The sequence below is a fragment of the Shewanella canadensis genome, from assembly GCF_003966225.1.
Classification (GTDB): Bacteria; Pseudomonadota; Gammaproteobacteria; order Enterobacterales; family Shewanellaceae; genus Shewanella; species Shewanella canadensis.
In genome coordinates this window covers 1-24,333 of the sequence record NZ_RXNU01000004.1, presented here as the reverse complement: position 1 = coordinate 24,333, position 24,333 = coordinate 1, and the positions used below count along the sequence as shown (strand labels likewise).

At 45.6% G+C, this 24,333-nt stretch carries 21 protein-coding genes, 1 tRNA gene and 1 pseudogene; 12 read left to right on the top strand and 11 right to left on the bottom strand.

The window, feature by feature from the left end; all coding sequences use genetic code 11:
* Positions 1-206 precede the first annotated feature (206 nt).
* Positions 207-710, bottom strand: coding sequence for a hypothetical protein (locus EKG38_RS08625; RefSeq protein ID WP_126519868.1), 504 nt, complete (start codon positions 708-710; stop codon positions 207-209).
* A gap of 332 nt (positions 711-1,042) precedes the next feature.
* On the opposite strand from EKG38_RS08625, the pseudogene EKG38_RS08620 reads away from it, so the two are divergent.
* The 3 genes and pseudogenes from EKG38_RS08620 to nhaD form a co-directional block, all read left to right on the top strand.
* Positions 1,043-1,558: pseudogene (locus EKG38_RS08620) on the top strand (aspartate carbamoyltransferase); the annotation flags it as partial.
* Between the two features lie 27 nt (positions 1,559-1,585).
* A complete protein-coding gene (hemL, locus tag EKG38_RS08615; protein WP_126519867.1) occupies positions 1,586-2,872 on the top strand; it encodes a glutamate-1-semialdehyde 2,1-aminomutase in 1,287 nt (428 codons plus the stop codon).
* A 467-nt stretch (positions 2,873-3,339) separates the two neighbouring features.
* A complete protein-coding gene (gene nhaD / locus EKG38_RS08610; protein ID WP_126519866.1) occupies positions 3,340-4,587 on the top strand; it encodes a sodium:proton antiporter NhaD in 1,248 nt (415 codons plus the stop codon).
* Between the two features lie 73 nt (positions 4,588-4,660).
* Here the strand turns inward: nhaD and EKG38_RS08605 are convergent, their stop codons facing one another.
* Both EKG38_RS08605 and EKG38_RS08600 read right to left on the bottom strand, forming a co-directional pair.
* Entirely contained in the window at positions 4,661-5,677 is a 1,017-nt protein-coding gene (locus EKG38_RS08605) for a general secretion pathway protein GspB (RefSeq protein WP_126519865.1), read from the bottom strand.
* Complete coding sequence (locus EKG38_RS08600) at positions 5,677-7,290, bottom strand: ExeA family protein (protein ID WP_126519864.1); 1,614 nt, start codon at positions 7,288-7,290, stop codon at positions 5,677-5,679. Before EKG38_RS08600 ends, EKG38_RS08605 begins: the two co-directional genes overlap by 1 nt.
* A gap of 235 nt (positions 7,291-7,525) precedes the next feature.
* Here EKG38_RS08600 and EKG38_RS08595 point away from each other — a divergent pair, with 235 nt between their 5' ends.
* From EKG38_RS08595 to EKG38_RS08585, 3 genes are all read left to right on the top strand, one after another.
* Positions 7,526-8,767, top strand: a complete 1,242-nt coding sequence (locus tag EKG38_RS08595) for a multifunctional CCA addition/repair protein (protein WP_126519863.1) — start codon at positions 7,526-7,528, stop codon at positions 8,765-8,767.
* Between the two features lie 210 nt (positions 8,768-8,977).
* Positions 8,978-9,244: an Lpp/OprI family alanine-zipper lipoprotein gene (locus EKG38_RS08590; RefSeq protein ID WP_126519862.1), complete on the top strand. Its 267-nt coding sequence runs from the start codon at positions 8,978-8,980 to the stop codon at positions 9,242-9,244.
* Between the two features lie 402 nt (positions 9,245-9,646).
* Complete coding sequence (locus tag EKG38_RS08585) at positions 9,647-9,856, top strand: hypothetical protein (RefSeq protein WP_126519861.1); 210 nt, start codon at positions 9,647-9,649, stop codon at positions 9,854-9,856.
* 73 nt (positions 9,857-9,929) lie between these two features.
* On the opposite strand, the gene EKG38_RS08580 is transcribed toward EKG38_RS08585, so the two are convergent.
* The 7 genes from EKG38_RS08580 to folB form a co-directional block, all read right to left on the bottom strand.
* Positions 9,930-10,853, bottom strand: a complete 924-nt coding sequence (locus EKG38_RS08580; protein ID WP_148103760.1) for a hypothetical protein — start codon at positions 10,851-10,853, stop codon at positions 9,930-9,932.
* Positions 10,854-11,964: 1,111 nt separating this feature from the next.
* Complete coding sequence (locus tag EKG38_RS08570; RefSeq protein ID WP_185826819.1) at positions 11,965-12,321, bottom strand: Arm DNA-binding domain-containing protein; 357 nt, start codon at positions 12,319-12,321, stop codon at positions 11,965-11,967.
* Between the two features lie 523 nt (positions 12,322-12,844).
* The gene (locus tag EKG38_RS08565) at positions 12,845-13,846 is read right to left on the bottom strand and encodes a L,D-transpeptidase family protein (protein WP_126519858.1); all 1,002 of its coding nucleotides are present in this window, start codon (positions 13,844-13,846) and stop codon (positions 12,845-12,847) included.
* Between the two features lie 166 nt (positions 13,847-14,012).
* The gene (locus tag EKG38_RS08560) at positions 14,013-14,909 is read right to left on the bottom strand and encodes a putative RNA methyltransferase (protein ID WP_126519857.1); all 897 of its coding nucleotides are present in this window, start codon (positions 14,907-14,909) and stop codon (positions 14,013-14,015) included.
* A gap of 51 nt (positions 14,910-14,960) precedes the next feature.
* Complete coding sequence (locus EKG38_RS08555) at positions 14,961-15,761, bottom strand: undecaprenyl-diphosphate phosphatase (RefSeq protein ID WP_126519856.1); 801 nt, start codon at positions 15,759-15,761, stop codon at positions 14,961-14,963.
* A 100-nt stretch (positions 15,762-15,861) separates the two neighbouring features.
* Positions 15,862-16,359, bottom strand: coding sequence for a 2-amino-4-hydroxy-6-hydroxymethyldihydropteridine diphosphokinase (folK, locus tag EKG38_RS08550; RefSeq protein ID WP_126519855.1), 498 nt, complete (start codon positions 16,357-16,359; stop codon positions 15,862-15,864).
* Entirely contained in the window at positions 16,360-16,713 is a 354-nt protein-coding gene (gene folB, locus EKG38_RS08545; protein ID WP_126519854.1) for a dihydroneopterin aldolase, read from the bottom strand.
* A gap of 308 nt (positions 16,714-17,021) precedes the next feature.
* Here folB and plsY point away from each other — a divergent pair, with 308 nt between their 5' ends.
* Positions 17,022-17,624, top strand: a complete 603-nt coding sequence (gene plsY, locus EKG38_RS08540) for a glycerol-3-phosphate 1-O-acyltransferase PlsY (protein WP_126519853.1) — start codon at positions 17,022-17,024, stop codon at positions 17,622-17,624.
* Positions 17,625-17,916: 292 nt separating this feature from the next.
* Here the strand turns inward: plsY and tsaD are convergent, their stop codons facing one another.
* Positions 17,917-18,930 (bottom strand): tRNA (adenosine(37)-N6)-threonylcarbamoyltransferase complex transferase subunit TsaD, encoded by a 1,014-nt coding sequence (tsaD, locus tag EKG38_RS08535; protein ID WP_126520228.1) that lies wholly within the window; start codon positions 18,928-18,930, stop codon positions 17,917-17,919.
* A gap of 388 nt (positions 18,931-19,318) precedes the next feature.
* Between tsaD and rpsU the strand changes: the two genes are divergently transcribed.
* The 5 genes from rpsU (at position 19,319) to EKG38_RS08510 (ending at position 24,046) form a co-directional block, all read left to right on the top strand.
* Positions 19,319-19,534, top strand: coding sequence for a 30S ribosomal protein S21 (gene rpsU / locus EKG38_RS08530; protein ID WP_012141422.1), 216 nt, complete (start codon positions 19,319-19,321; stop codon positions 19,532-19,534).
* Positions 19,535-19,540: 6 nt separating this feature from the next.
* Positions 19,541-19,984 carry a GatB/YqeY domain-containing protein gene (locus EKG38_RS08525; protein WP_126519852.1) on the top strand — a complete coding sequence of 148 codons (444 nt, stop codon included), beginning with the start codon at positions 19,541-19,543 and terminating at the stop codon, positions 19,982-19,984.
* Between the two features lie 97 nt (positions 19,985-20,081).
* Positions 20,082-21,803, top strand: coding sequence for a DNA primase (dnaG, locus tag EKG38_RS08520; protein WP_126519851.1), 1,722 nt, complete (start codon positions 20,082-20,084; stop codon positions 21,801-21,803).
* A 131-nt stretch (positions 21,804-21,934) separates the two neighbouring features.
* Positions 21,935-23,764 carry an RNA polymerase sigma factor RpoD gene (rpoD, locus tag EKG38_RS08515; RefSeq protein WP_185826818.1) on the top strand — a complete coding sequence of 610 codons (1,830 nt, stop codon included), beginning with the start codon at positions 21,935-21,937 and terminating at the stop codon, positions 23,762-23,764.
* Positions 23,765-23,969: 205 nt separating this feature from the next.
* Positions 23,970-24,046 (top strand) — tRNA-Ile (locus tag EKG38_RS08510).
* Positions 24,047-24,333 lie beyond the last annotated feature (287 nt).

Sequence of the window (24,333 nt, the reverse complement as noted above, 5' to 3'; positions counted from 1 at the left end):
ATGAGTCATGGCGGGCACTTCAAGGGTAAAGCAGCTAAAGATTGGGCTTTTTTAGAATAGATATAATTTAACCGAATTCTCGGGTCTCGTTCCCGAGAAAACACCATCCCATGGCCTCACGAGTCACTTAGGGTAAGAGACTCAAATGACAGGAGTAAAATGAATCGTAAAGAGACGATCAGCGATGAAGCAAAAAATAGACACGACTACCTGATGTACCGCCCAAGCAGTGTCTTCAATTTAGCTACCTGCTCGCCCTCCATCATGCCTATCGGGATCTTAACCGGCTTACCCGCAGTGAAGGTCAGAATGTAGGTCTCGGAGCTTGAGTCTGAATATGACTTAAGCTCGACCCGTTTCAGTTCGGCTAGTGTCGATATCATAGGTGCCCCTATGAAGCGTGTGCGTACTATTTTGGCCTCGTCAAAATAAAGGCGGTATGTTCGGTTTTGTACCGCAATGATGACACATAGAACAAAGAAAGCCGCGAACGCCAGATGGCCTACGATGCTATTGGGGGGGTCGACAAAAGTTTGCGCCAGCAATAACAAGGCGACGACAGATGCGAACCAGGTGATCCCGGAAACAAAGAGCGACATAGTCACAAAACTCAATCCTGAGTACTTCTCATCATGCTCTTTAATGTATTTCCGCTCCAGGTATATAATCAGCACCAGAGCCAAAGGTATTAAGATATAGAAAAATTGCACAAGACACTCCTTCCTCTTTCTCAACAATAAGTGTCACCCTGACTTATCGCTCTGGTTTGTCACCCAAGCTTGTCACCCTGCATTTAACACCAGAGTTGACCCCATAACGGCTGAAAACATTAGTGCAGAAATGGTCCTAACTCTTATTTATCAGCGCCACTGAACCATTGCAGAGCGTCAGAACTAAAACCAGAGCTAAAAGCCAGAGTTTAACGTAAAGACTTCAGATACAGTTTAACTTAAGAGTTTCACATGAGGATGATTTTCACTGAAACACTCAAAAAGCGAGCAGAAATAACTCAGCCACTTATTCCACTGTAACGGCCATTCTGGTAAAATTCTGCCGTACGGTTCACTCGCTCTCTCGTCTGCTATGTATGTATAAAAACGTAAGTTTTACACTGGTATCGCCGAAAGAGTTAGCAATGCCTGACTATGTGATCAGTGACATTGAAAATGCTGGGCATAAGATCACAATAACAGACCAACTTGAAGGCAATTTAGATCAGGCTGATATACTCTACCTGACTCGCATTCAAGAAGAGCGTTTTCCTTCACAAGAAGAAGCGAACAAGTATCGCGGTAAGTTTCGTCTTAATCGCAATATTTACACAAAGCATTGCAAGTCAAACACTGTGATCATGCATCCGCTACCTAGAGACTCGCGCAAGCAGGCCAACGAACTAGACAATGACCTTAATAGTCATCCTAATTTGGCCATCTTTAGACAGGCAGATAACGGACTCCTGATCCGCATGGCACTGTTTGCACTGACACTCGGCGTTGACACGCAACTAGAAAAATACGAGTGTCCGGTTAATTGGTATTCACGAAAAGCCGATTTTTAATTTGGCGACTGACTTTAAGGATTGATAATGACCCGTTCCGACACCCTATTTGAACAGGCTAAAAAAACCATCCCAGGTGGTGTTAACTCACCAGTACGTGCTTTCAGCAGTGTAGGTGGTTCACCACGTTTTATCGAAAAAGCCGATGGCGCGTATATCTATGATGCCGACGGTAATGCATACATCGACTACGTTGGCTCTTGGGGCCCTATGATCTTAGGTCATAACCACCCGAAAATTCGTGAAGCAGTATTGGCTGCCGTTGAAAATGGCCTTTCATTTGGTGCCCCGACTGAACTTGAAGTCACGATGGCTGAAAAAGTCATTGAGATGGTACCTTCGATGGAACAAGTTCGTATGGTGAGCTCAGGTACTGAAGCAACCATGAGTGCGATTCGTCTGGCACGTGGTTTCACTAGCCGTGACAAAATCCTGAAATTTGAAGGCTGCTACCACGGCCACGCTGACTGCCTACTGGTTAAAGCCGGTTCTGGTGCACTAACTTTAGGTCAGCCAAGCTCTCCAGGTATTCCGGAAGATTTTGCTAAGCACACTCTAACTGCAACTTATAACGACCTAGAGTCTGTTAAGGCGCTATTCGAGCAGTACCCTGAAGAGATCTCTTGTATCATTCTTGAGCCGGTTGCCGGCAACATGAACTGCATTCCACCGGTAGATGGTTTCTTACAAGGCCTGCGTGCAATCTGTGATCAGTACGGCGCATTGATGATTATCGATGAAGTGATGACTGGCTTCCGCGTATCTAAGAGCGGCGCACAAGGCTACTACGGCGTGACTCCTGACTTGACTACACTTGGTAAGGTCATCGGTGGCGGCATGCCAGTAGGCGCATTCGGTGGTCGTAAAGATGTGATGCAATTTATCGCACCAACTGGCCCTGTTTATCAGGCAGGTACTCTGTCAGGTAACCCTATTGCTATGTCAGCAGGTCTTGCTCAGATGGAAGAGCTGTGTGCTGATGGCGTCTATGAAGAACTTGCCGCTAAGACGAAGCGTATTGCCGAAGGCTTTAAATCTGCGGCTAATAAGCACGGCATCCCGATGTCAATTAACTACGTTGGCGGCATGTTCGGACTCTTCTTCACCGAAGAGGAAAAAGTCACGTCGTTTGAGCAAGTCACTAAATGTGATGCTGACAAGTTCCCTATCTTCTATCACGGCATGTTAGATGAAGGTATATACCTTGCTCCTAGCGCCTATGAAGCAGGCTTCCTGTCTATGGCCCATGGTGAAAAAGAGCTTGAAGAAACATTAGCGGCTGCCGATCGTGTGTTTGCTAAGATGGCTAAGTAAGCATTGATATCAGGCTAACATCTAGCTAGCTGAAATCGAAAAAGGACGCATCTCGCGTCCTTTTTTATTGCCTGTTACTTGTCGTTAATTGCTGCCTGAACCGTGCCGGCAGAAGCAGGCTTCCTCCTATCGATAACACACGGTGAGAAAGAGCTTGAAGAAACATTAGCGGCTGCCGATCGCGTGTTTGCTAAGATGGCTAAATAAGCATTGATATCAGGCTAACATCTAGCTAACTGAAATCGAGACATGACACTTAGCTGGTAATCCTTACTCAAACCCCTTAGCAAACAACCGCAATGATCCGGCTCACACTTTTCCTTAAAACAAGAACCAGTTAACACTTGTTTTCTAATCTTCTCTATGGCCTAATCCGCAGCGTTAACACACCAAGCTTAATCAAACCTTGATTTTAGTTATTGTTTACCTTTTAGGGTAAACGATTAATCTGCTGTAGGAACTGATCTATGCTCTACCTATTCCTGATATCTCTCGCCGTTTTAGCCCTTTTAAGTATCATATTCGAAGAAGTTACCCATCTGAATAAAGCCAAGACCACACTGTTTTTTGGTTGTATCTCTTGGGTCGTCCTGTTTATGAGTGCCGGAGATCCCGCTCACGAAAAAATAGTTGAAGCAGAACTTAACGAAAACTTATTAGAAATCGCCACCCTTTGGTTGTTTCTTATGTCGACAATGACATTCGTTGCCTATCTCAATGCCAAAGGCATGATTCAGATCTTAGTGCAGAAGCTATTCCCCCAGAAAGTATCGGTAAGAATGCTGATGTTGCAGGTGGCGCTCTTCTCTCTGGTCTTATCTGCCATTTGTGACAACGTCACCGCCACACTGGTATCACTGGGTCTGTTGACCACATTCAAACTCGATAGTCAGATGCGTCGTCGCATGGCGGTGCTGATTATTTTTGCGGTTAACTCCGGCGGAGTGGCGTTGATTACCGGTGACGTCACGACCTTAATGATCTTCCTCGGCGGACATGTTCAAATGTCTGAGCTTCTGCTGTTATTTGTCCCGGCTGCCGTCAGTGTAATGTTACTCGCCGTGCTATTTTCATTGAAAGCCGAGGGCCATGTCAGCACGACACCGGTAAAGCGGGAGTATCACAGGGTCGATGTGGTGATTGCGGTAATCTTTTTCTCAACCATTGTTGCGACCATGGCATTAAACGTACTCTTTAGAATTCCCCCGGTGCTGACATTTTTGACAGGCCTCTCTGTGATGTTCCTCGTTGGCCATAGCTCCCGAAGTAATACGGAGGAGTTACAGATCCTCGAATACATACGACAGGTCGAGTACGACACCTTGCTCTTCTTCCTCGGAATACTCTTACTAGTCGGTATGCTGAAAGAGATAGGCACCCTGGATCTCCTGACTCAGGTCTACGCCCAGTTCGACCCTAATATCTCAAACTTTGTTACCGGTATTGGCTCTGCGCTGCTGGATAACGTGCCTCTGACCGCTGCACTATTAAAGGCCGAGCCGATACTCAATACACCTGAGTGGTTAGGATTGACCTATTCGGTTGGCGTTGGCGGCTCTTTGCTGGTGATTGGCTCGGCGGCGGGGATTATCGCCATGAGTAAGGTAAAAGAGCTGACGTTTGTCAGCTACCTTAGATACGTCCCTGCACTGTTGCTATGTTATAGCTTAGGTTACGGCTTAACCCTGCTGCTGTCGTATAAATTTTATGGATAGGTGTACAAGTTATTAGGTGCGAGGTGCGAGGTGCGATAACTTAAAACTAAGATATCAAACCTCGTAATCGCTTCTAAATAGCGGGTACCTTAAAGTGAGTTCCCTCAATCGCCAACACCACATCTCTGGGGCGTATCTCTATAACCTCTAACTTGCCGCCAATCATATCGCCTTGTTGTAACTCGGCGCCATCGACATTAAGCCAACGATTAATGGGATCGCTCGAATACACATGAGCGTTAATATTAAATTCTGGCACTTGTAGTTGTAATCCCGCCGGTAACTGACCGTATTTAGGTAAATCATCCGCTTTTGGGGTCGGAATAGGGTCGAGTTTAGGCTCTGTCACCGGGCTTGCTACAGACTTTTGGACCTCAACCTCTTTAAGCGCGGCTTCAAATGCCGCTAATAAGTTATTCTTATTCTGGTACTGGTTCTTCTGTTCCACGGCCTCAGCCGGAGAAGAAGCCTTATTCATACCAAGCTCCGATGCCGCCGTATCCACCTGGTACTTCAGCGCATCGAGCACCTCTTGCCCTTTGTGGTTGCTATTCGCGCCTAATATAATCGGCTCTTCAGCCATAGGGGCTGGATCCCTTTTATGATTAACACTTAACTGCACCGATTCGAGAGCGTTAACCTTTTCTTGCTGCACCGACTCTTGTTGAACAGGTGCAACCTTAGGATAACGATTATCAATGACCACAGGCTTGGTAGGAAGAGCCATAGCTAACGGCAGAGCAACCTTTCCGGCTAATTTAACGTCATTATCAGCTGAGGCAGGCGTACTTGTCTTTACATCCACAGATGCCCTATCGATGCTTAACGGTGCAGAGGAGCGAGTCACCGGGGCTTGGGCTTCACTCGACACTTGAGCAGAGAGAGTATTGTCTGACGAGAAGTGACTCGTTGCCAGCCAGACAATGACGACCAACAGGCTCAATATAATCACGATGAGCGACAACATCAGTGTGTTATTTTTGGGTTTAGAAAAATTATCGTACTGAGCCCTGGGCGTTAATACCGGATCGAGTTCCGACTCCAGTTCCTGTTGTTTCGCTCGCGTGACGGCCTCGAGTAATATGGACATCAGTATTGCCCCTTACTTTCTACCAGCCTTGGGCCTTGAGCGCTCAAATAAAGATTAAGCTGCACTAAGGTTTGGCTGCCGGCAATCGCATCCGCTCTTAAACCATGTTCACGTTGAAAGCGCTTAAGCTGCTCCTCTAATTGGCTGTCGAAGCGGTTGACCAGTCTGGGAACCGCATTATCAATATGGGCCAAGCTATTCTCCAGCCACTGGATTTGTACCGGGTTAGATCCCTGACCAATCTCTCTGGGTTGAGTCGAAGGCGCCTGCCAAAGGATCTCAAAGGTGCCACTGAAGTGGCGGGTAAACCAGTCTCGCTCGACCCAAAGTTGTTGCTCATTGAGCTGCAATAACAGTTGCTCTCCCTGTCTGGATACGACCGTTCCGTAAAAGGCTCGCTGTTGAGCGTCAACAAGGTAAACAACCGCGGGGAAATTTAACCGTATCAATGAATTCCAGTTTCCCTGCTGCTGAAAACAGGACAATCCCTGCTGCTCAGCCGACTGACAGGCTGTCAGCCCGATATAGGGCACCTTGCCCCACAGACCAAGGATACTGGCATAGGCGGAGTCTATACTTCGGCTGCTGTCTATCGCACCGTTAAGTACCCGCTGACTCGAACTCAGCTTAGCCGGGCTTGTTTTCTGACCAGCCTCCTGCTGTTGGGCCGTTTGAGAAGCTTGCAGATCTTCGACTCTTTTCTCTGGAGTAAAACTCACCTGATTAAATATCAGGTAACCCAGCACGCAAGTCAGGCCAATAGCGGTAGCCACACCCAACGGAAGCAGGTAGTTAGTCTCCTTAATATCTTCGCCCAAGACTTCGGCCGAAGCAGAAGCTACCATTTTATGATCGATAGGGACTTTTGACTGGGCATAACCCGCCATCAATGCACGCTCACACAGAAGGTTAATCAGTCTCGGAATACCACCACTGTATTTATGCAATGCCTTGATAGAGCGACTGTTGAACAGGGGCTCATGACGGCCGGCAACTTGCAGCCTGTGCTGTACATACAGGCCAACCTCTTCAAGCGTCAGAGGCAGGAGGTGATAACGGGCAGTGATCCTCTGCGCCAGTTGACGTAGCTCTTGTCGCCTTAACAACTGTTGCAATTCAGGCTGACCGATGAGGATAACCTGGAGTAATTTCTTCGTGTCCGTTTCTAAATTTGTCAGAAGACGCAGCTGCTCAAGCACTTCAGCGCGCAGATGCTGCGCTTCATCGATGATCAGAACGGTATTGCGTCCTTTCTCGTGATTGGCCAGCAGGAAGTGACTCAATCGATCCGTCAGCTGCTTCAGGCTGGGATCCTTCTCATACTCGATAGAGAGTTCATCGCACAGGGTGGCCAGAAGCTCGAGTTCGGTGAGAGAAGGGTTGAGAATAAACGCCGTGTCGGTGTTTTCCGGTAATTGGTTGAGCAGACAACGAGAAACCGTTGTTTTACCGGTACCGACTTCGCCGGTCAAGAGTACAAAGCCACCCGTTTCTCCCAGCCCATAAGTCAGGTGTGCCAACGCCTCGCGATGCCTGTCACTGAGGAAGAGATAATGTGGGTTAGGTGCGATAGAAAAAGGGTTATCGCTTAATCCAAAAAACGCCTTGTACATGCAGTTATCTATCCTTATACCGATCCGGCTAATACTAGAGAATAAAAAAATCAGTTCAAACTAAAGCTAACGGTCCATCATGTCAAAAAATGCAGGAAAATATGAGGGGAATAGACGCATATTCTACCAATAGCGATAAATGAGAGTCCCTAAATCGGGTTTTGTTGCGGCTCGATAGACAATGCGTGATAATCTTAAATTAGTCTTACCAGTACAAGAATAGTGAATTACAAAAGTGAAATTCTACCTCGTCGGCGGCGCCGTTCGCGATAACCTGCTCAACCTTACAGTCAAAGACCGCGATCATATGGTCGTCGGTGCCACCCCGGAGCAGATGCTCAAGCTGGGGTATCGGCAGGTCGGTAAAGACTTCCCTGTATTCTTACACCCCAAGACTCAACAGGAATACGCACTGGCCCGTACAGAGCGCAAAACCGGCGTAGGCTATGGTGGATTCAGCTGCCACGCAAGCCCGGAAGTCACCCTGGAGGAGGACCTGATCAGGCGCGATCTCACCATCAACGCCATCGCTCAAGATGAGGAGGGGCAGTTATACGATCCCTATGGCGGCGTCGATGATATTCACAACAAGATATTAAGACATGTCTCCGATGCTTTCATCGAAGATCCCTTAAGAGTGCTCAGAGTGGCGCGCTTTGCCGCACGCTTTCACCAACAAGGGTTCACCATCGCAGATGAAACCCTCTCCCTGATGACTCAAATCAGCCACAGCGGAGAGCTCGAGGCCCTGACTGCCGAGCGTGTTTTTCTGGAATTAGACAAGGCCCTGGCAACCGATAGCCCCCATGTGTTTATCGATGTCCTCAATCGATGCGATGCGCTGGCCATACTATTCCCGGAGCTCCATGCCCTGTTCGGTGTCCCTCAACCTGAAAAGTGGCACCCCGAGATAGATACGGGCATTCATACTCTTATGGTGTTAGAGCAGGTCGCTAAACTTTCTGACGATAATTCGGTTCGATTTGCCGCCCTGGTTCACGATCTGGGTAAGGCCTTAAGCCCTAAAGAGCATCTGCCGAAACATCACGGCCATGGTCAAAAAGGGTTAGCCCCCATTAAGGCGTTGTGCGCTCGGGTACGAGTGCCAAATGAATATAGAGATCTGGGCCTGCTGGTCAGTGACCTTCATCAGAACATTCATCAGATAGAGGAATTGAGAGCCGATACCTTAGTCAGGCTATTCGATAAGGCCGATCTGTGGCGCAAACCCGAACGACTAGAACAGATAACGATCGCCTGTGAAGCCGATGCCAAAGGAAGATTGGGGCTGGAAGATAGAACCTACCCACAAGCCGGTTACTTCAAGCAATGTTTTCTGGCTGCGAACAAGGTTGCGGTAAAACCCATCATAGAAGCAGGCTTTAAAGGGGCAGAGATTAAAGCTCAGTTGCAGTTAAAACGTATTGAAGCTATTGCAGAAATAAAACAAAACCTTAATCAAACGATTTCACCCTGAATACAATCTCTGGCTTATTTGCATAAAACTTCGGGTCAATGTTCGAAAAACGCTCGATCAGCTTGCATTTAAGCCAATATTCGCTAATGTATTCAAACCTAAGGGTGAAAATTCATAGCAAAATAAAATAGCTATGACATAATTAACAAGTTGCAGTTGTATTTTACGACTGCTTCATTCCAATCCAACCTAATATAAAGGGATTTCCCAATGAACAAAAAAGTACTGATGATTGCTGGTGTAGCAATGACTGCCCTTCTAGGTGGCTGTGCAAACACGACTGCTCTTGAAGAAAGCGTAGCTAACCTTGGCAACAAAGTTGACCAACTATCATCTGAAGTTAGCTCTTTGAAGTCAGAGCAAGGTGCTCTTTCTGCAAACGTTAAAGATGCAAAAGCAGCTGCTATGGACGCACAAGCAGAAGCTAAGCGCGCAAACGATCGTCTTGACAACGTTGCTTCTTCTTACAAGAAGTAATTTGTCTGGGAATTACTCTTAGTTTCCACTAAGTTAGTTCCAAAGGCTTGGTTAAAGGTGACTAAATGTGACACGCATAGTGACACACACCAAACCAAGCCTTAAACTTTCTCCGCATTAGAAGATCTCGTTTATCCATATCTGCCACCAGCTTCTGCTCTACTTAAGAATGCACCTATGAGCTAACTGATAGCTGAACACATCCTATTGGTAAACCCCAAAGCCCATTTTTATTGAGTGATCCATTTTGTGATCCAAAAAAGATAACTCACCCTTATCTATAAGATAATATTATATAGATAAAACAAATGGTTAACCAACACCATTTAAAATAATCGTGTCATTCGTTTTCCGTTTCGACAATTCGAAGTTTGCCTAAAGTGTCGAAGCCAGAAGGTGAAGGTGAAGGCTTTCACTGATGAAGATAAGGAGGCTATCTTCAACGGTGCTGCGCCTAAATTTGCTCATCCTAGTTGTGAGAATAACGGTAATTTATTTTCTGAGCCAGGATCGAACCCTAATATCAGGCCAACGCCAAAGTATTATGATATCAACGGGCAGATAATTAACGACTGGGAAGAAGAACAACAAAAAATAGATTTACAGTTATAGTAAAAAATCGGCATAAGACTTAGATTTCATCTGAGTTAATGCCGATTTTCATTACATATTTGTACACTCAAGCCTAATTTAAAGTTGGATCTAGCGGGAAGTTGTCTTCGATATCTTCAACGGTGTCACCGTCCGTATCACAACCATCTGGCTTTAACTGTAATGACCGGAATATAGCAAAAGCGCCAGAACCATTACGATTTCCAGTGTCACGATACATAGTCGTATCTGTACCTCTGAAAGCTCGAGTTCCTGTGTTGAGACCAACATACTCAACAAATGGTAGGCCTTCGATGTTTGTAATAATACCGTCTAGCTTTCCGGTCAGTAATACATCATCAACTATATCTGCTGAGCCATCTCCATCGGAATCGTAGCGGGTATGTTCTCTTAATGGCGTACACTTAGTTGGTAAGAATAGCTCGTAATGATCGACCTCGAACACACCGTCGCCTACTTCAACAAGAACTGCACCTTCTTGAGCGCCATCGGTAATGGCGAAAATGGTTACTGTGCAAGCGTCCCCCGTATCAGCAGATACAACTATTAATTCATCCTGATGTGCTGGAATATTCCCTGAGTTAAGCTTAACCGCACTATCAGGACGCGAAACAAAGACCGAACATTCATCTGGATCATGGTTTATGACCCCATCACATACCTCGGAATCATCAATAGAGCAATCATTTACCTCATTTTCCGCGTCTTTATCTAAATTAAAAGTGGAGGTTAATTGCTCTAATGCTTTATCCCCTGGATTTGCTGCATCAGGAATAGCTAATGAGTACTTGTAACACTGAGGAAAGGTATGACCGACAATGATAGTTCCTGTAGCGGGTACTTCAGCATCAACGGGAGCTTCTACACAAGTTATACTTGCTTCATCAAATAATGTTATCGCCCAATTCTTATCTTTTCCTTTTCCTCCTGGAGCACCAACAGCAGATGTACAAAAAATAGCTAAACCCAGCATTACGACTATGCCTTTAATATTCATACACTCAACTCCTCTTAAAGCTTTAGTTACTTTGATATTTTGCATTTTAAATGCCCCACAGATATTTAGTTAATTACTTTGAAACAATAAAGATGGTAAGCATAAAAGACTGAACTTAAGGCTAAGTTTAGTAGTTAAAAATCAAATATAACAGCAAACGCAGCTTATAATGCCCGCCATGTAGTAAGCTTCTAATTTTCTTGGACTTACCTGAAGGACATTATGGGGATAAGCTAATTGGAGTAGTTAGCAGGCATAATTAAGTTATAAAGCTGGCTCTTCAGCTACCTAAAGACCTATCTAGCGACACAACATTCCCCCTCTTGTAGCATCAAATATTCGAGCCACTCTAACCAGAGTTCGATAGCGGTGTCTTTTTCGGGTAAGTAATCACTTCGATTGTAGATCCCTGCCACTCCCTTCAAGATATGACCTCGCTGTTATTCAATCACATGCGGCATAACTCCCAAGTCGGCTAACCCTGTAGCAACGGTTCGTCGAATATCGTGAAGACTCCACTTACGTTCATGCCCTAGTTTCTTATATAAAGAACCACCTCACACAGCAACAGCCTTATCAGTTTTTACCTCGCCTAACAGGTAATCACTTCCCTGAGCTTGGGCATTTTTGATCAGTGCTCTAATCCAGGGAATATATCTTCTTGGTATGCTGCGCTTAATTTCTGTTTTAGTCTTACTAATTGCCCTTGGCACTGTCCACAGCCTTTTATCTAAGTCCCACTCAGTTACTCTGGATAACCTCACTTCATTTGTGCGGCAACCAAAAGTATAAAGTAGCTTTAGAAGGTGCTGGTAATAAGGTAAGCAATGCCCCCAGCTTCAACCCACCTGATCAGGTCTAACAGCTCTTGCCAATTGCCATCTTGTATTAACGTTCTGTCTTTACTCTCCGGAGTTCCAGCGCCAATCGTTTCAACATCAATCTCATATAGCTCAATGCTAGCTCTAACGTATCCCCGTTTAGCACAGTACCTAAGGATTAACTTCAGATTGGATAACACGGTGAATGCGGCAACTGGATAGGCTTTTACGCGGCTTCTAGTAAAGATATCTATAATGTTGTGTGTTTGGAGTCGGTCAACAGGCAGTAGTTATACTTTGTCAGGTATCCACTTATCGAGTTGCTGTTCGTTAATTAACACATTTTTTCGATTATCAATAGCATAATTTTCAATCCAGTAATTCACGGCATCCCAAAGGCTAATCGGCTTGGGTGTTTTAGCTTCACCGAGCTTTAACTCAATTGCTGGATCGCTTCCTTCTGCAAGCCACTGGCGACAGTTATCTCGCTTTTTGCGTGCTTCAGCAACACTAAGGTCAGGATATCGACCAAATGTTAGTTGCTTGGGGCTGGTGGTGCGAACACCTATCCTATTGATCGTGGCTTCCCCCTTGATCTCTTTTCTCAACTTATTAATTTTTGCTGCTGTCAGCTTGTTCTCTGCCATGACTACTCCCCCTTTTAGTGACACGCAACTGAGTATACCTAGGGCGATCCATGCAACCAACAAGGAACAAGGAACAAGGAACAAGGAACAAGGAACAAGGAACAAGGAACAAGGAACAAGGAACATTAAAATGATGTAAGCCCATGAAAAATATGGGTTATAAAAGTTTATTAGAATCAACATAAAACTTTAAAAAACCATCATTTTGGATTTTTTACAAGAAGTAATTTGTCTGTATCGGCAATGCATTAGTGTTGCCGATATCTCCCCCCCCTCCTTTAATTACTCCCTCAATCCTAACCTGCAACACCGCATTTCCAACCAAAGCAATAACTCTCAAGTATCTCTTACCACTCAAAACTTCTCGCTTACAATCTAAGCACTCAAGCTAGTTCCAACTCTCTAATAAATGAGCTCAGAATGACGATCGTCGCCTCAAATATTTACCCGTTTTAAGCCAATAAAAAAGCGCCCACTTGGGACGCTCTCTTCACGTAAGCTTATTAATAACAATCAACAAAGACTATAAGCTGGCTGAGGGTTCACTCTCATTTGTTGCAGATTCTGAGCTTGCCGCGGATTCAATACTTGAAGATAGTGTGATACTGTCTGAATCATCCATTGAGCGAATATTCACCGGTAGGCCATTTTGAGTTAATAGCGCATCATTTGCCTTGAAGTTATCAATCCCGTCCTGGCTAATAAATTTCACTACTCCCGCCTTCATCGAAACCACCTTCTCCCGCTCGACATCTGACTCAGATTTAGACAGAGCTGAATGCACCTCGATGATCTGGCTGCCATCAGGCTCAGAGGAGATCTTAACGGTTTCGTTGATCACTCTCACCGAGTCACCATATTTAGCCTGGTAGAACAACCATTCGATATCGTCAGGATTCAGACGAACACAGCCGGAGCTGACACGCATGCCGACACCAAAATCTTTATTGGTGCCATGAATGAGGTAACTGCCATCTCCGTGAGAGAGCTGCATAGCATATTTACCTAGCGGATTGTCGGGGCCTGCAGGCACAACGCGCGGTAACACCTCCCCACGCTCTCTGAGGTGATCACGACGTATACTCGCCGGTGGCGTCCAGCTAGGATTAGGGATCCTCGACTTAATCTTAGTCACCATCTCCGGCGTTTCACGACCGACACGCCCAATCCCTACGGGGAAGACATGTACCTCTTTGCCATTTCTCGGAAAATAGTAGAGACGCAATTCAGGCAGGTTAATCACTATGCCTTTTCTGGGAACATCGGGAAGCAACATCTGAGTTGGAATAACAAGCTTTGAGCCCACGGTCGGAAGAAACGGATCGACACCCGGGTTCGTCTCCATCAACTCCAGAATACCTATGTTGTACTCTTTCGCTATGGTTTGAAAATAGTCGCCCTGCTCTACCACATGCTCCTGAACCTCACCGATAAGACGGCTTCCCTTTTCTGGCAGCGGATACACATTAGCCAGGGTCACTGCAGGAATTAAGCTTAAGATGAACCACATCATTACTCGCATCATCGGTGTTTCTACTTCCTGTTCTGTTTAAAAAAGTTTGTCTATCTTGGGTCGTTGGTTACGCGTCACTGAAATGAAGCGTTAAAGCAAGACCTAGTCTTTAGCATTGCCCGAGCTTAAAGATTAACCTGAGCGCTCGCTAAAGCCTAGGAGAAAACGCCCACTGTCATTATTTCTTCTTCGACAGGGTGATAACAAAGTCGATCTCTAAGGCCTCAAAGGTATTATCCGCTATCTGCTTGCGTACCTTGTCATTGGCTCGCCACGCATAAGGCGTCATCTCCAGTAGCGCTAAAGCCTGATTACCATCTATAGCGAGTTTAAAGCTGACTCGCTCGGTATGAAGTAGCTCCAGTTCACTCGATTGAGGGATATTAAGCGCTTTCTCCTTCATATCAGGATAAACATACTCTTTGATCTGCCATAGGTGACGGGGAGCCGGTGACACCTGAACCAGAAAGCCCCCAGACTTTAGTACCCTATGCAACTCTTTACCTTTGAGTTGTTTATCAATCAGAGTCACCAGATCTAAACTCTCACTGGCAAGAGGTAGCTTTTTCAAGGTACTGACAATAAAGGTCGTATCCAACCCTGTATCACATTCAACGCCAGCATCTTCAGCATCAAACCCGGCCCTCGCCTCCGACTGAATCTTAGCGGCAGAAAAGATCGCATTCTCAGCTTCAGTGATCCCATAGGATGTCAGTCTATTGGCAATATCTTTTCCTTCGACACTCTGGGCAAGCTTAGCTTTGATCTCACGTAGGTAGTAACCTTCACCACAATCATAGTCGAGGTAATTAACCTCTCCTTCAACCAAGTCTGCCGCGGTGATCATCGCCTCAATCTTGTCTACAACCGGCTGAAACACCCCCGACTCAAGCAGGAATCGCTTGGCTCGCATTGTCTGTCTGGAGTCGATCTGCGGTTTCTTGGCCTGGCTAAAAATCCAATACCCATTTTCACTTTTATCAAAGTGGTGTTTCTTACAGCAATGCAGCCCCTGGGATGCCTCGTGAATTAACAGAGGTTGGTCACACACCGGGCATAAATAGATACTTTTCATAATTTCTCTTTCAATGACGATGAGCACAGGGCTCTTCGCAGAATAGTCAGCTTACGCAAACATAAATGCACACAGGATTGCACCTAATGCCAAACGGTAGATAACAAAGGGGGTCATCCCCATGCGGCTGATAAGTTTCAAAAACAGATGAATACAAATATAAGCCGCCACGAACGACACGATAATGCCCAAAGACAGCGCCTGATAATCTATCGCCTGGCCACTGGATAACAGATCTTTAGTCACCAAAATGGCTGCACCTAAACTTATAGGGACAGACATCAAGAATGAAAATCGAGCGGCGGCCTCACGACTGAGTCCCAACATTAAAGCGGCGGTGATCGTTGCTCCCGAACGTGATGTTCCGGGAATTAACGCCATTGCTTGAGCTAAACCTATCACCAGTGCCTTTTTCCAACCGACCTGAAATTCAGTAAATCCCGGCCTGAACATCCTATCCGCCCACCATAGAAGCAAGCCGAACACTATCGTCGTTGTCGCTATGACAGCGGTATTTCTTAAGTAAGTTTCAATAAAGTCTTTCGCGGTAAACCCGACAATAACGGCCGGTATAGTCGCTAAGATGATCCACCAGGAAAGTTTACTCTCATCGGTCTGCTTTCGAGTAATAATACTGTCGGTCCAGGCTCTGAACATAGACCACAGCTCATGCCTGAAATACATCACAACGGCAAACAGGGAGCCTGTATTAACCGCCACATCGAATGACAAACCTTGATCTTCCCAGCCCAGAAGTTGCGACGGTAAAATGAGATGTGCAGAGCTAGAGATCGGTAAAAACTCGGTCAAGCCCTGAATAAGGGCCAAGACGATGACCTGAAAGGTATCCATAGTTATCCTTTAAAAATACTATCTGAAACGTTAAAAACACTTCTGAAAAATAAAACTGCCTCTGAAAAGTAAAATCAGAGTTTAAGCAGAAACTTAAGACTTAAGACGGTGACCAGGCAAACGGAACCAGCCAAAGTTTTTGCTCCGATTTATCATATTCATCCCACAGAGCTTGGTAGCTTCGCTCTAACAGGGGATGTAACAAATCCGGGGCAATCTCAGCCATAGGCCAAAGCACAAATGCATTTTTGGTGATTTCGGCTCTTGGAAGCTCGACAGGTTCCTGAGTCACAACATCATCATAAAGCAGCAGATCGAGATCTAATGTCCTGGGTGCAAACTTTTTGGCCCCAACCAGACGACCATTATCCCGCTCTATTCGTTTAAACAGAGTAACGACCTCAGCAATACTCAAATGGGTATCGACAGCGACAACCATATTCAAGAAGTTACTGCCATCGAAGCCTACGGCTTCACTGTCATAAACTGATGAGAGTGTGAGCGCCCCAAAATGATAGCTAAGCTCATTTAAGGCAGCCTTAAGGTAACGCTGAGGTTCAATATTACTGCCTAAGCTGATAAAGACTCGCGCGGACATTTAATATTGACCCCGCTCAATTTCGACACCCACCGCAGCGGCGCTAGGTACAGCCCCAGGCTTCATTACCGTCACTTTTACCCAAGGTACATCGAACTCAGTCATTAAACAGTTAGCGGTCATTTCGGCTACTGTTTCTATCAATTCAATCGGCTTTTCGGTGATTAACGCTGTGAGTCGATTCGAAACCGTTTCATAGCAGAGTGCATGTTGGTAATCATCACTCGCCGCAGCGGGTTTATTATCCCAAGCCATATCGAGATCGATGAGTAAGCTTTGATGGATCTTTTTTTCCCACTCATAAACTCCGATAACAGTTTCTATCTTTAACTGTCGTATTAAAACCCTGTCCATGACTTCTCCGAATGTGAATTCTGTCTATGACGGTTTCTGATTTTTTATTTCATTGAAGTCATAGATTATTGGTCATTTATCACTGAGGTCAGATAAGCTAAATCGAATAAAGAGGTTATAATCCGAATCTAATCAGTGATATTGTTCGTTCTCTCTTTCTAACAGGCTTAAACCCAAGTAGGATAAGCTGCTATAGAGAGATTTTACTGCCCGGATATCCCCTGAATTACTCACGAGTAATAAACGGTAAATATCGGGTAAAAATAATTGTGGCGCGATGATACCTTAAGAAGGGTAAGGAAACCAATTTGACCATAACAACACTCACTCTGGGAATGATTTTAGCCGCCTATTTGGCAGGTTCGATCTCCAGTGCAGTGCTTGTGTGTCGATTGCGTGGCTTACCCGACCCCAGAACAGCGGGCTCCGGCAACCCTGGCGCCACGAATGTTCTACGAATAGGTGGCGCAAGCTCAGCCGCCATGGTGCTCTTTTTTGATATGCTCAAAGGGGCACTGCCCGCTTACATCGCATTTAGGTTAGGCATAGATCAGGTCGCACTCGGTGCTATCGCTATCGCTGCCTGCTTAGGCCATATTTTTCCCATCTTCTTTAAGTTTAAGGGCGGAAAAGGGGTCGCAACCGCATTCGGTGCCATGGCCCCCATCGGCCATGAACTTGCGCTGGCCTTGATGGTAACTTGGATAGTAATGGTACTCATCAGCCGTTATTCGTCCCTGGCAGCCATCACTACGGCAATACTCGCCCCCATCTATACCTGGTTTTTAGACGAGAGATTTACCATTCCTGTCGCCATGCTATCGACCTTAATAGTTATTCGTCACAGGGATAACATACACAGGTTGCTCAAAGGCGAAGAGTCTAAAGTCTCGCGGAAAAGAAAGAGTTGAGCTAGTAACGAGTTGCGACCCAAAAGAATGCGGTACAAGAGATGACAAGGAAAGCCGAAAGACTCTTTTTATAAAATTCAGTCCAATAGCTGGATTCTGAAACAAGTTCAGAATGACGGTCAGGGCATTTAAGCACTCTTCCCTCTTTAAACCAACTGCTATAAAAAAACACCCCACTTGATAAAGATGAGGTGTTTACTTATCACTTACAACTCCTAGCTCCTAGCTCCTAGCTCCTAGCTCCTAGCTCCTAGCTCCTAGCTCCTAACTCCTAGCTCCTAGCTCCTCAGGATTATACAGGTGGAAGCGTATCCAGAGGCCAGCGAGGTTCACCTTTTACGCCTAAGTCTTCTATATGACCGGCCTTAAGTCTTTGTAAACCTGCATAAGCAATCATGGCACCGTTATCGGTACAGAACTCACCGCGAGGATAGTAGACTTGACCGCCTTGAGCCTGCATGGTCTCGGCTAAGGTCGTACGTAAACGAGTATTGGCGCTCACACCACCGGCAACGACTAAACGCTTATAACCCGTCTGCTTCAGTGCGCGGCGACACTTAATGGACAGGGTATCTACCACAGCCTCTTCAAAGGCACGGGCAATGTTAGCGCGCGTCTGCTCATCATCGGGTTCTTTGGCAATGGTATTAGCCGCAAATGTCTTAAGCCCCGAGAAACTGAAATCGAGTCCGGGTCTGTCGGTCATAGGGCGAGGAAAACGATAATGGCCTGTCTCTCCCTTTGCTGCGAGCTTTGACAAACGCGGCCCGCCCGGATAATCGAGTCCCATCAATTTTGCTGTTTTATCGAATGCTTCGCCGGCAGCGTCATCAACAGACTCACCAAGCACTTCATATCGACCAATACCCTCTACGCCGACCAGCATCGAGTGTCCGCCGGAAACAAGCAGTGCTAAGAAAGGAAACTCAGGCACATCATCTTCCAGCATTGGGGCTAACAAGTGCCCTTCCATATGATGCACACCGACAGCGGGTTTCCCCCAGGAATAGGCTAACGCTCTTCCCATGCAAGCCCCGACAAGCAGAGCACCAACCAATCCGGGCCCCTTGGTATATGCAACACCATCAATATCATCTAAGGTACAATTGGCATCGGCCAGCGCTTGCTTAACCAATGGAACTATCTTTCTTACATGATCTCTGGAAGCCAGTTCAGGGACCACTCCGCCGTAATCGGCATGAAGCTTTACCTGACTATATAATGTATGAGACAACAAGCCCTGCTCGTCATCATAGACAGCAACCCCTGTTTCATCGCAAGATGTTTCAATACCTAAAACCCGCATCATATCCCGTCACGCAGTCAAAATAGGGCGCTAATTCTACCTGCTGTTACAGGCTTATACCAATATAATCCCGCCACATTTTTAGTTTAAAAAGCCCAAATGACAGCTTAATTAGTTAAAAAGCAATATTATAGTGAGCTAGGCTCAATAATTTAACCAGCATTCATACCAAGTTACACCCACAAAATGCCGATAAAATCAGGGTTTATTCTCCTTAAAACTTCGACTAGTCTTAAATAAGATCAAAAGCAGGCCGGAAAGATCTTAATTTGGATCAAAATATGGGCTTTACAAAGTGGTCTAACTCGGTATAGAATTCCGCACCATTTTTAAATAAACTAGAGTCGAGTAATTGACTCCAACAACTACACCTAAGGGGTGATGGCGTATGCCAATAATTAAAGTACGCGATAACGAACCATTTGACGTAGCTCTACGTCGTTTTAAGCGCTCTTGTGAAAAAGCCGGTATCTTAGCTGATGTTCGCGCTCGTGAATTCTACGAGAAGCCAACTACTGCACGTAAACGTGCTAAAGCCGCTGCAATTAAGCGTCTTGCTAAGAAGCTTTCTCGCGAAAATGCGCGTCGCGTACGTTTATACTAATCTCTTATGAGCCTAGTTGATCAGCTAAAAGACCAAATGAAAGACGCCATGCGTGCCAAAGAAAAGGTGCGCTTGGGGACTATTCGTATGGCACTAGCCGCCGTTAAGCAGATTGAAGTGGATACCCGCGAAACTCTGACTGACGACCAAGCTATAGCGGTCTTAACCAAAATGGTTAAACAGCGTCGCGATTCGATTGCACAATATAGTGCAGCCGGACGTGATGAACTAGCAGCAATTGAAGCAGCGGAGATTCAAGTTATTGAACACTTCCTGCCTAAGCCTCTTTCCGAAGAGGAAGTTGTCGCGCTAGTTGATGCAAGCATTGTTGAAATGGGCGCATCCTCCATGGCGGATATGGGTAAAGTAATGGGAGCGTTAAAACCTAAGGTCTTAGGAAGAGCTGATATGGCGGCAATTGGCGCTATGATCAGAGCTAAACTTAAGTAATTAGAATTTGATGCGTGAATAAGCCGTGCTCTTGCACGGCTTGTTTGTTTATATTGTTTCTGTTTTATCTTCGCGAAAGGCGGCATTTACCAAACTAATGGCGATACCTCGTGATTTTATCAATGAGCTAGTAGCTCGAATCGATATTGTCGATCTTATCGACGCAAAAGTACCCCTGAAAAAGGCGGGTAAGAATCATTCTGCCTGTTGTCCGTTTCACAGCGAAAAATCGCCCTCTTTTACCGTTAGTCGAGATAAGCAGTTTTATCATTGCTTCGGCTGTGGTGCCCATGGAAATGTCATCGACTTTGTCATGGAGTACGACCGACTCGATTTTATCGATGCGATTGAAGATCTCGCTGGCCAATTGGGTGTTGAAGTCCCAAGAGAGCAAGGTACTGGTCCAAAACGCGATGAAGGTTTAAGTCGCGACCTCTATCAGTTAATGGAAGAGGCAAGCCTCTATTTTCAGAACCAGTTAAGACAACATAATGACAAACAAAAGGTCCTCGATTATCTAACACATCGCGGACTATCCAATGAAGTGGTTGAACACTTCAATATTGGATTTGCTCCCGATGGATGGGATGGCTTATTAAGCCGTTACCGTCAAAATCAGGATGCACAAGACAAGTTACTTACTGCCGGAATGGTGATAGAGAACGATAATGGCAAACGTTACGATAGATTTCGTGACAGGCTTATGTTCCCCATTCGTGACAGAAGAGGCCGGGTTATCGGTTTCGGTGGCCGAGTTTTAGGCGATGGCACACCAAAGTACTTGAATTCTCCGGAAACGCCCATATTTCATAAGGGCAATGAGTTATATGGACTCTATGAGCTAAAACAACGCCATAGAGATCCCAAGCAAGTACTCATTGTTGAAGGCTATATGGATGTGGTGGCACTGGCACAATTTGGCGTCGACTATGCGGTTGCTTCACTAGGCACCTCAACCACAGCAGAGCAATTTCAGCTACTACTGCGCAGTGCTAAAGAAGTGATCTGTTGTTATGACGGAGATAAAGCAGGCGTAGAAGCAGCGTGGCGTGCTCTTGAAACGGCATTACCCTTGCTTAAGCCTGGTAACCAAGTCAAATTTATGTTCCTACCTGAAGGTGAAGACCCGGATACTATGGTTCGTCAGGTAGGCAAAGAAGTATTCGAAAGTCAGGTTAATGAGGCGCAGGAACTACCCGAGTTTCTTTTTGAAACCTTAGCCAAGCGATATGGCTCAGATAAAGGGACGTTGGCCAAGCAAGCCATTACTCTGACAGAGAAGATACAAGATACTGTTCTACAAAGTATATTGCTCGAAAACCTAGCCTATAAACTGGGTATGAACAGTGCGGAAGAGCTAAAGCGGAAACTTGGTTTTTCTTCAAAAATACAAGTAAAGCCTCTTCAAAATAAAGCGTTAAAAGGACGTGGAACCCCATTGCGATTAGCCATCGCATTGCTGGTACAACATCCTAGTCTTGGTGAAGGACTGCCAGAACAGCCAGCGCTTAAACACCTAAAGATGGCCGGCATTGAACTGCTGATCCTCTTGTTAGACGAAACTCGTGTGAAAGTGAAACACAGCGCACAACTACTTGAACAGTTCAGGGGCGACAAACAGCTCAGCACCCTGAAAAAACTGACCCAATGGGATCATCAAGTGGCGGATGAAAACTTGCAGCAAGAGTTTAGAAAGACCCTGATTTGGTTGAACAACCAATATATTGAACAACGTTATCAGGAGTTGAGTCTAAAACAGAACCATACTAAAGAAGAAAGGATTCAGCTGACTAAGCTAATCTCAGTCATAAAAGGCTAAATTTAAGGCAGTTTCTGTCTCAAAAGTAAGCTCTTTGACTGGCACAAGGAAGCGCACAAGGCTATAATTGACGATTTGCGCGGCAACGTTTTGCGCGTCGTTTTAACAGTTACCCAACTTGGATGATATCTATGGAGCACACTCCTCAGTCGCAACTTAAATTGTTGCTAGCCAAAGGTAAAGAGCAAGGTTACTTAACCTATGCAGAAGTGAACGATCACTTGCCTGCAGATATGGTCGATGCCGACCAGATCGAAGATATTGTCCAGATGATAAATGACATGGGTATTCGCGTCTACGAACAGGCGCCGGATGCTGATGAAATCATGATGTCTGAAGACAGCACCGATGAAGATGCTGCCGAAGAAGCTGCCGCTGCACTTGCCACGGTAGAAGCCGAATTAGGCCGTACAACTGACCCGGTTCGTATGTATATGCGTGAAATGGGTACCGTTGAACTTCTTACCCGTGAAGGCGAAATTGTTATCGCCAAGCGTATTGAAGAGGGGATTAACACGGTTCAAGCCTCAGTTGCCGAGTACCCACAAGCGATCTCCATGATCCTTGATCAATTCGATCGCTATGAAGCTGAAGAAGTAAGATTGTCTGATATCATCTCAGGCTTTGTCGATCCTAATGCCGATGATGTAGCCCCTACGGCAACTCACGTCGGTTCGGAGCTCTCTGATGAAGAGTTAGATGATGAAGACGAAGAAGATGATGAAGATGAAGAAGAGGAAGGTCCAAAAGGTCCGGATCCTGAAGAAGCTAAAGAACGCTTCACTCAGCTAAGAGAAGTACATGAAAATACGCTGAAGGTCATCGCTCTTAAGGGACGCGGCCATCCAGAGTCTACCTTAGCGCTATTCGAAATTGGCGAGCTTTTTAAAGAGTTCCGCTTAATGCCTAAGCAGTTCGACCGCTTAGTCAAAAGTATGCGCGCTATGATGGACAAGGTACGTGTTCAAGAACGTCTCATCATGAAACTTTGTGTTGAACAAGCTAAGATGCCAAAGAAAAATTTCGTTAAGGTATATACCAGTAACGAGAGTAGCATCGAATGGTTTAACGAAGAACTCGCCTCTAAGAAGCCTTATGTCGAAGGTTTAGAGATGGTTGAGCCGGATGTTCGTCGTTGTCGCGCAAAACTTGATGCGATTGAAAAGGAAACCGGGCTTGCGATTGCTTCAATCAAAGATATTAACCGTCGTATGTCAATCGGTGAAGCTAAGGCTCGTCGTGCGAAGAAAGAGATGGTTGAAGCTAACTTACGTCTGGTTATCTCCATCGCTAAGAAATACACCAACCGTGGTCTACAGTTCCTGGATCTTATCCAAGAAGGTAACATCGGCTTGATGAAAGCGGTTGATAAGTTTGAATACCGTCGTGGTTATAAGTTCTCGACCTATGCAACTTGGTGGATTCGTCAGGCGATCACTCGCTCAATTGCCGATCAGGCAAGAACGATCCGTATTCCGGTTCATATGATTGAGACTATCAACAAGCTTAACCGTATCTCTCGTCAAATGCTTCAAGAGATGGGTCGCGAACCTACACCTGAAGAGTTGGCTGAGCGTATGCTGATGCCTGAAGATAAGATCCGTAAGGTATTGAAGATTGCCAAAGAGCCTATCTCCATGGAGACGCCGATTGGTGATGACGAAGATTCGCACTTAGGTGACTTCATCGAGGATACAACCCTCGAACTACCATTGGATTCGGCGACGGGCGAAAGCTTGAAAAACGCGACTCATGAAGTACTTGCAGGCCTAACAGCCCGTGAAGCTAAGGTACTGCGTATGCGTTTCGGTATCGATATGAACACTGACCACACTCTTGAAGAGGTTGGTAAGCAATTTGACGTTACTCGTGAGCGTATTCGTCAGATTGAAGCGAAGGCACTGCGTAAATTACGCCACCCTTCACGCTCAGAGATATTGAAGTCCTTCCTGGACGAGTAACTCTTAGTTGCTAGATCACGTGATAATGAAACCTGCCTAACTGGCAGGTTTTTTTTGATTGAAATTCGGCTAAACCTAAGGCTTATTGATTAACAGATAAGCAGTTGAATTCAAAGTTGTGATTTCTTATAAGATCACGGGTGACAACGGCATTTAAACCTCGTATACTTCTGTTCGCTTTCGGTAGTGACGACTTCCTTAAGTAGGCCCCTTAGCTCAGTTGGTTAGAGCATACGACTCATAATCGTCAGGTCCCCAGTTCGAGTCTGGGAGGGGCCACCAATACAGATAAGCCGTAGTAGGTTAGTACCTACTACGGTTTTTTCGTATCTGGAGTTCTGTGTAGCAAATATGTAGCAGATGATGGTTACTAAAATAGACATTGTTACGAGAGGAAATTTGGAACGATTCACTGATTTAAGTTTGCTAACTATCTCTATACTGCATGTTTCGGAGTAATCCGATCACCGATTCCGGGATAAACCGATCACCTGTTTCGGTTTAATCCGATCACACATTCCGCGATAATCCGGTCATTTTAGGCATAACTCCGGAATACATGATCGGAT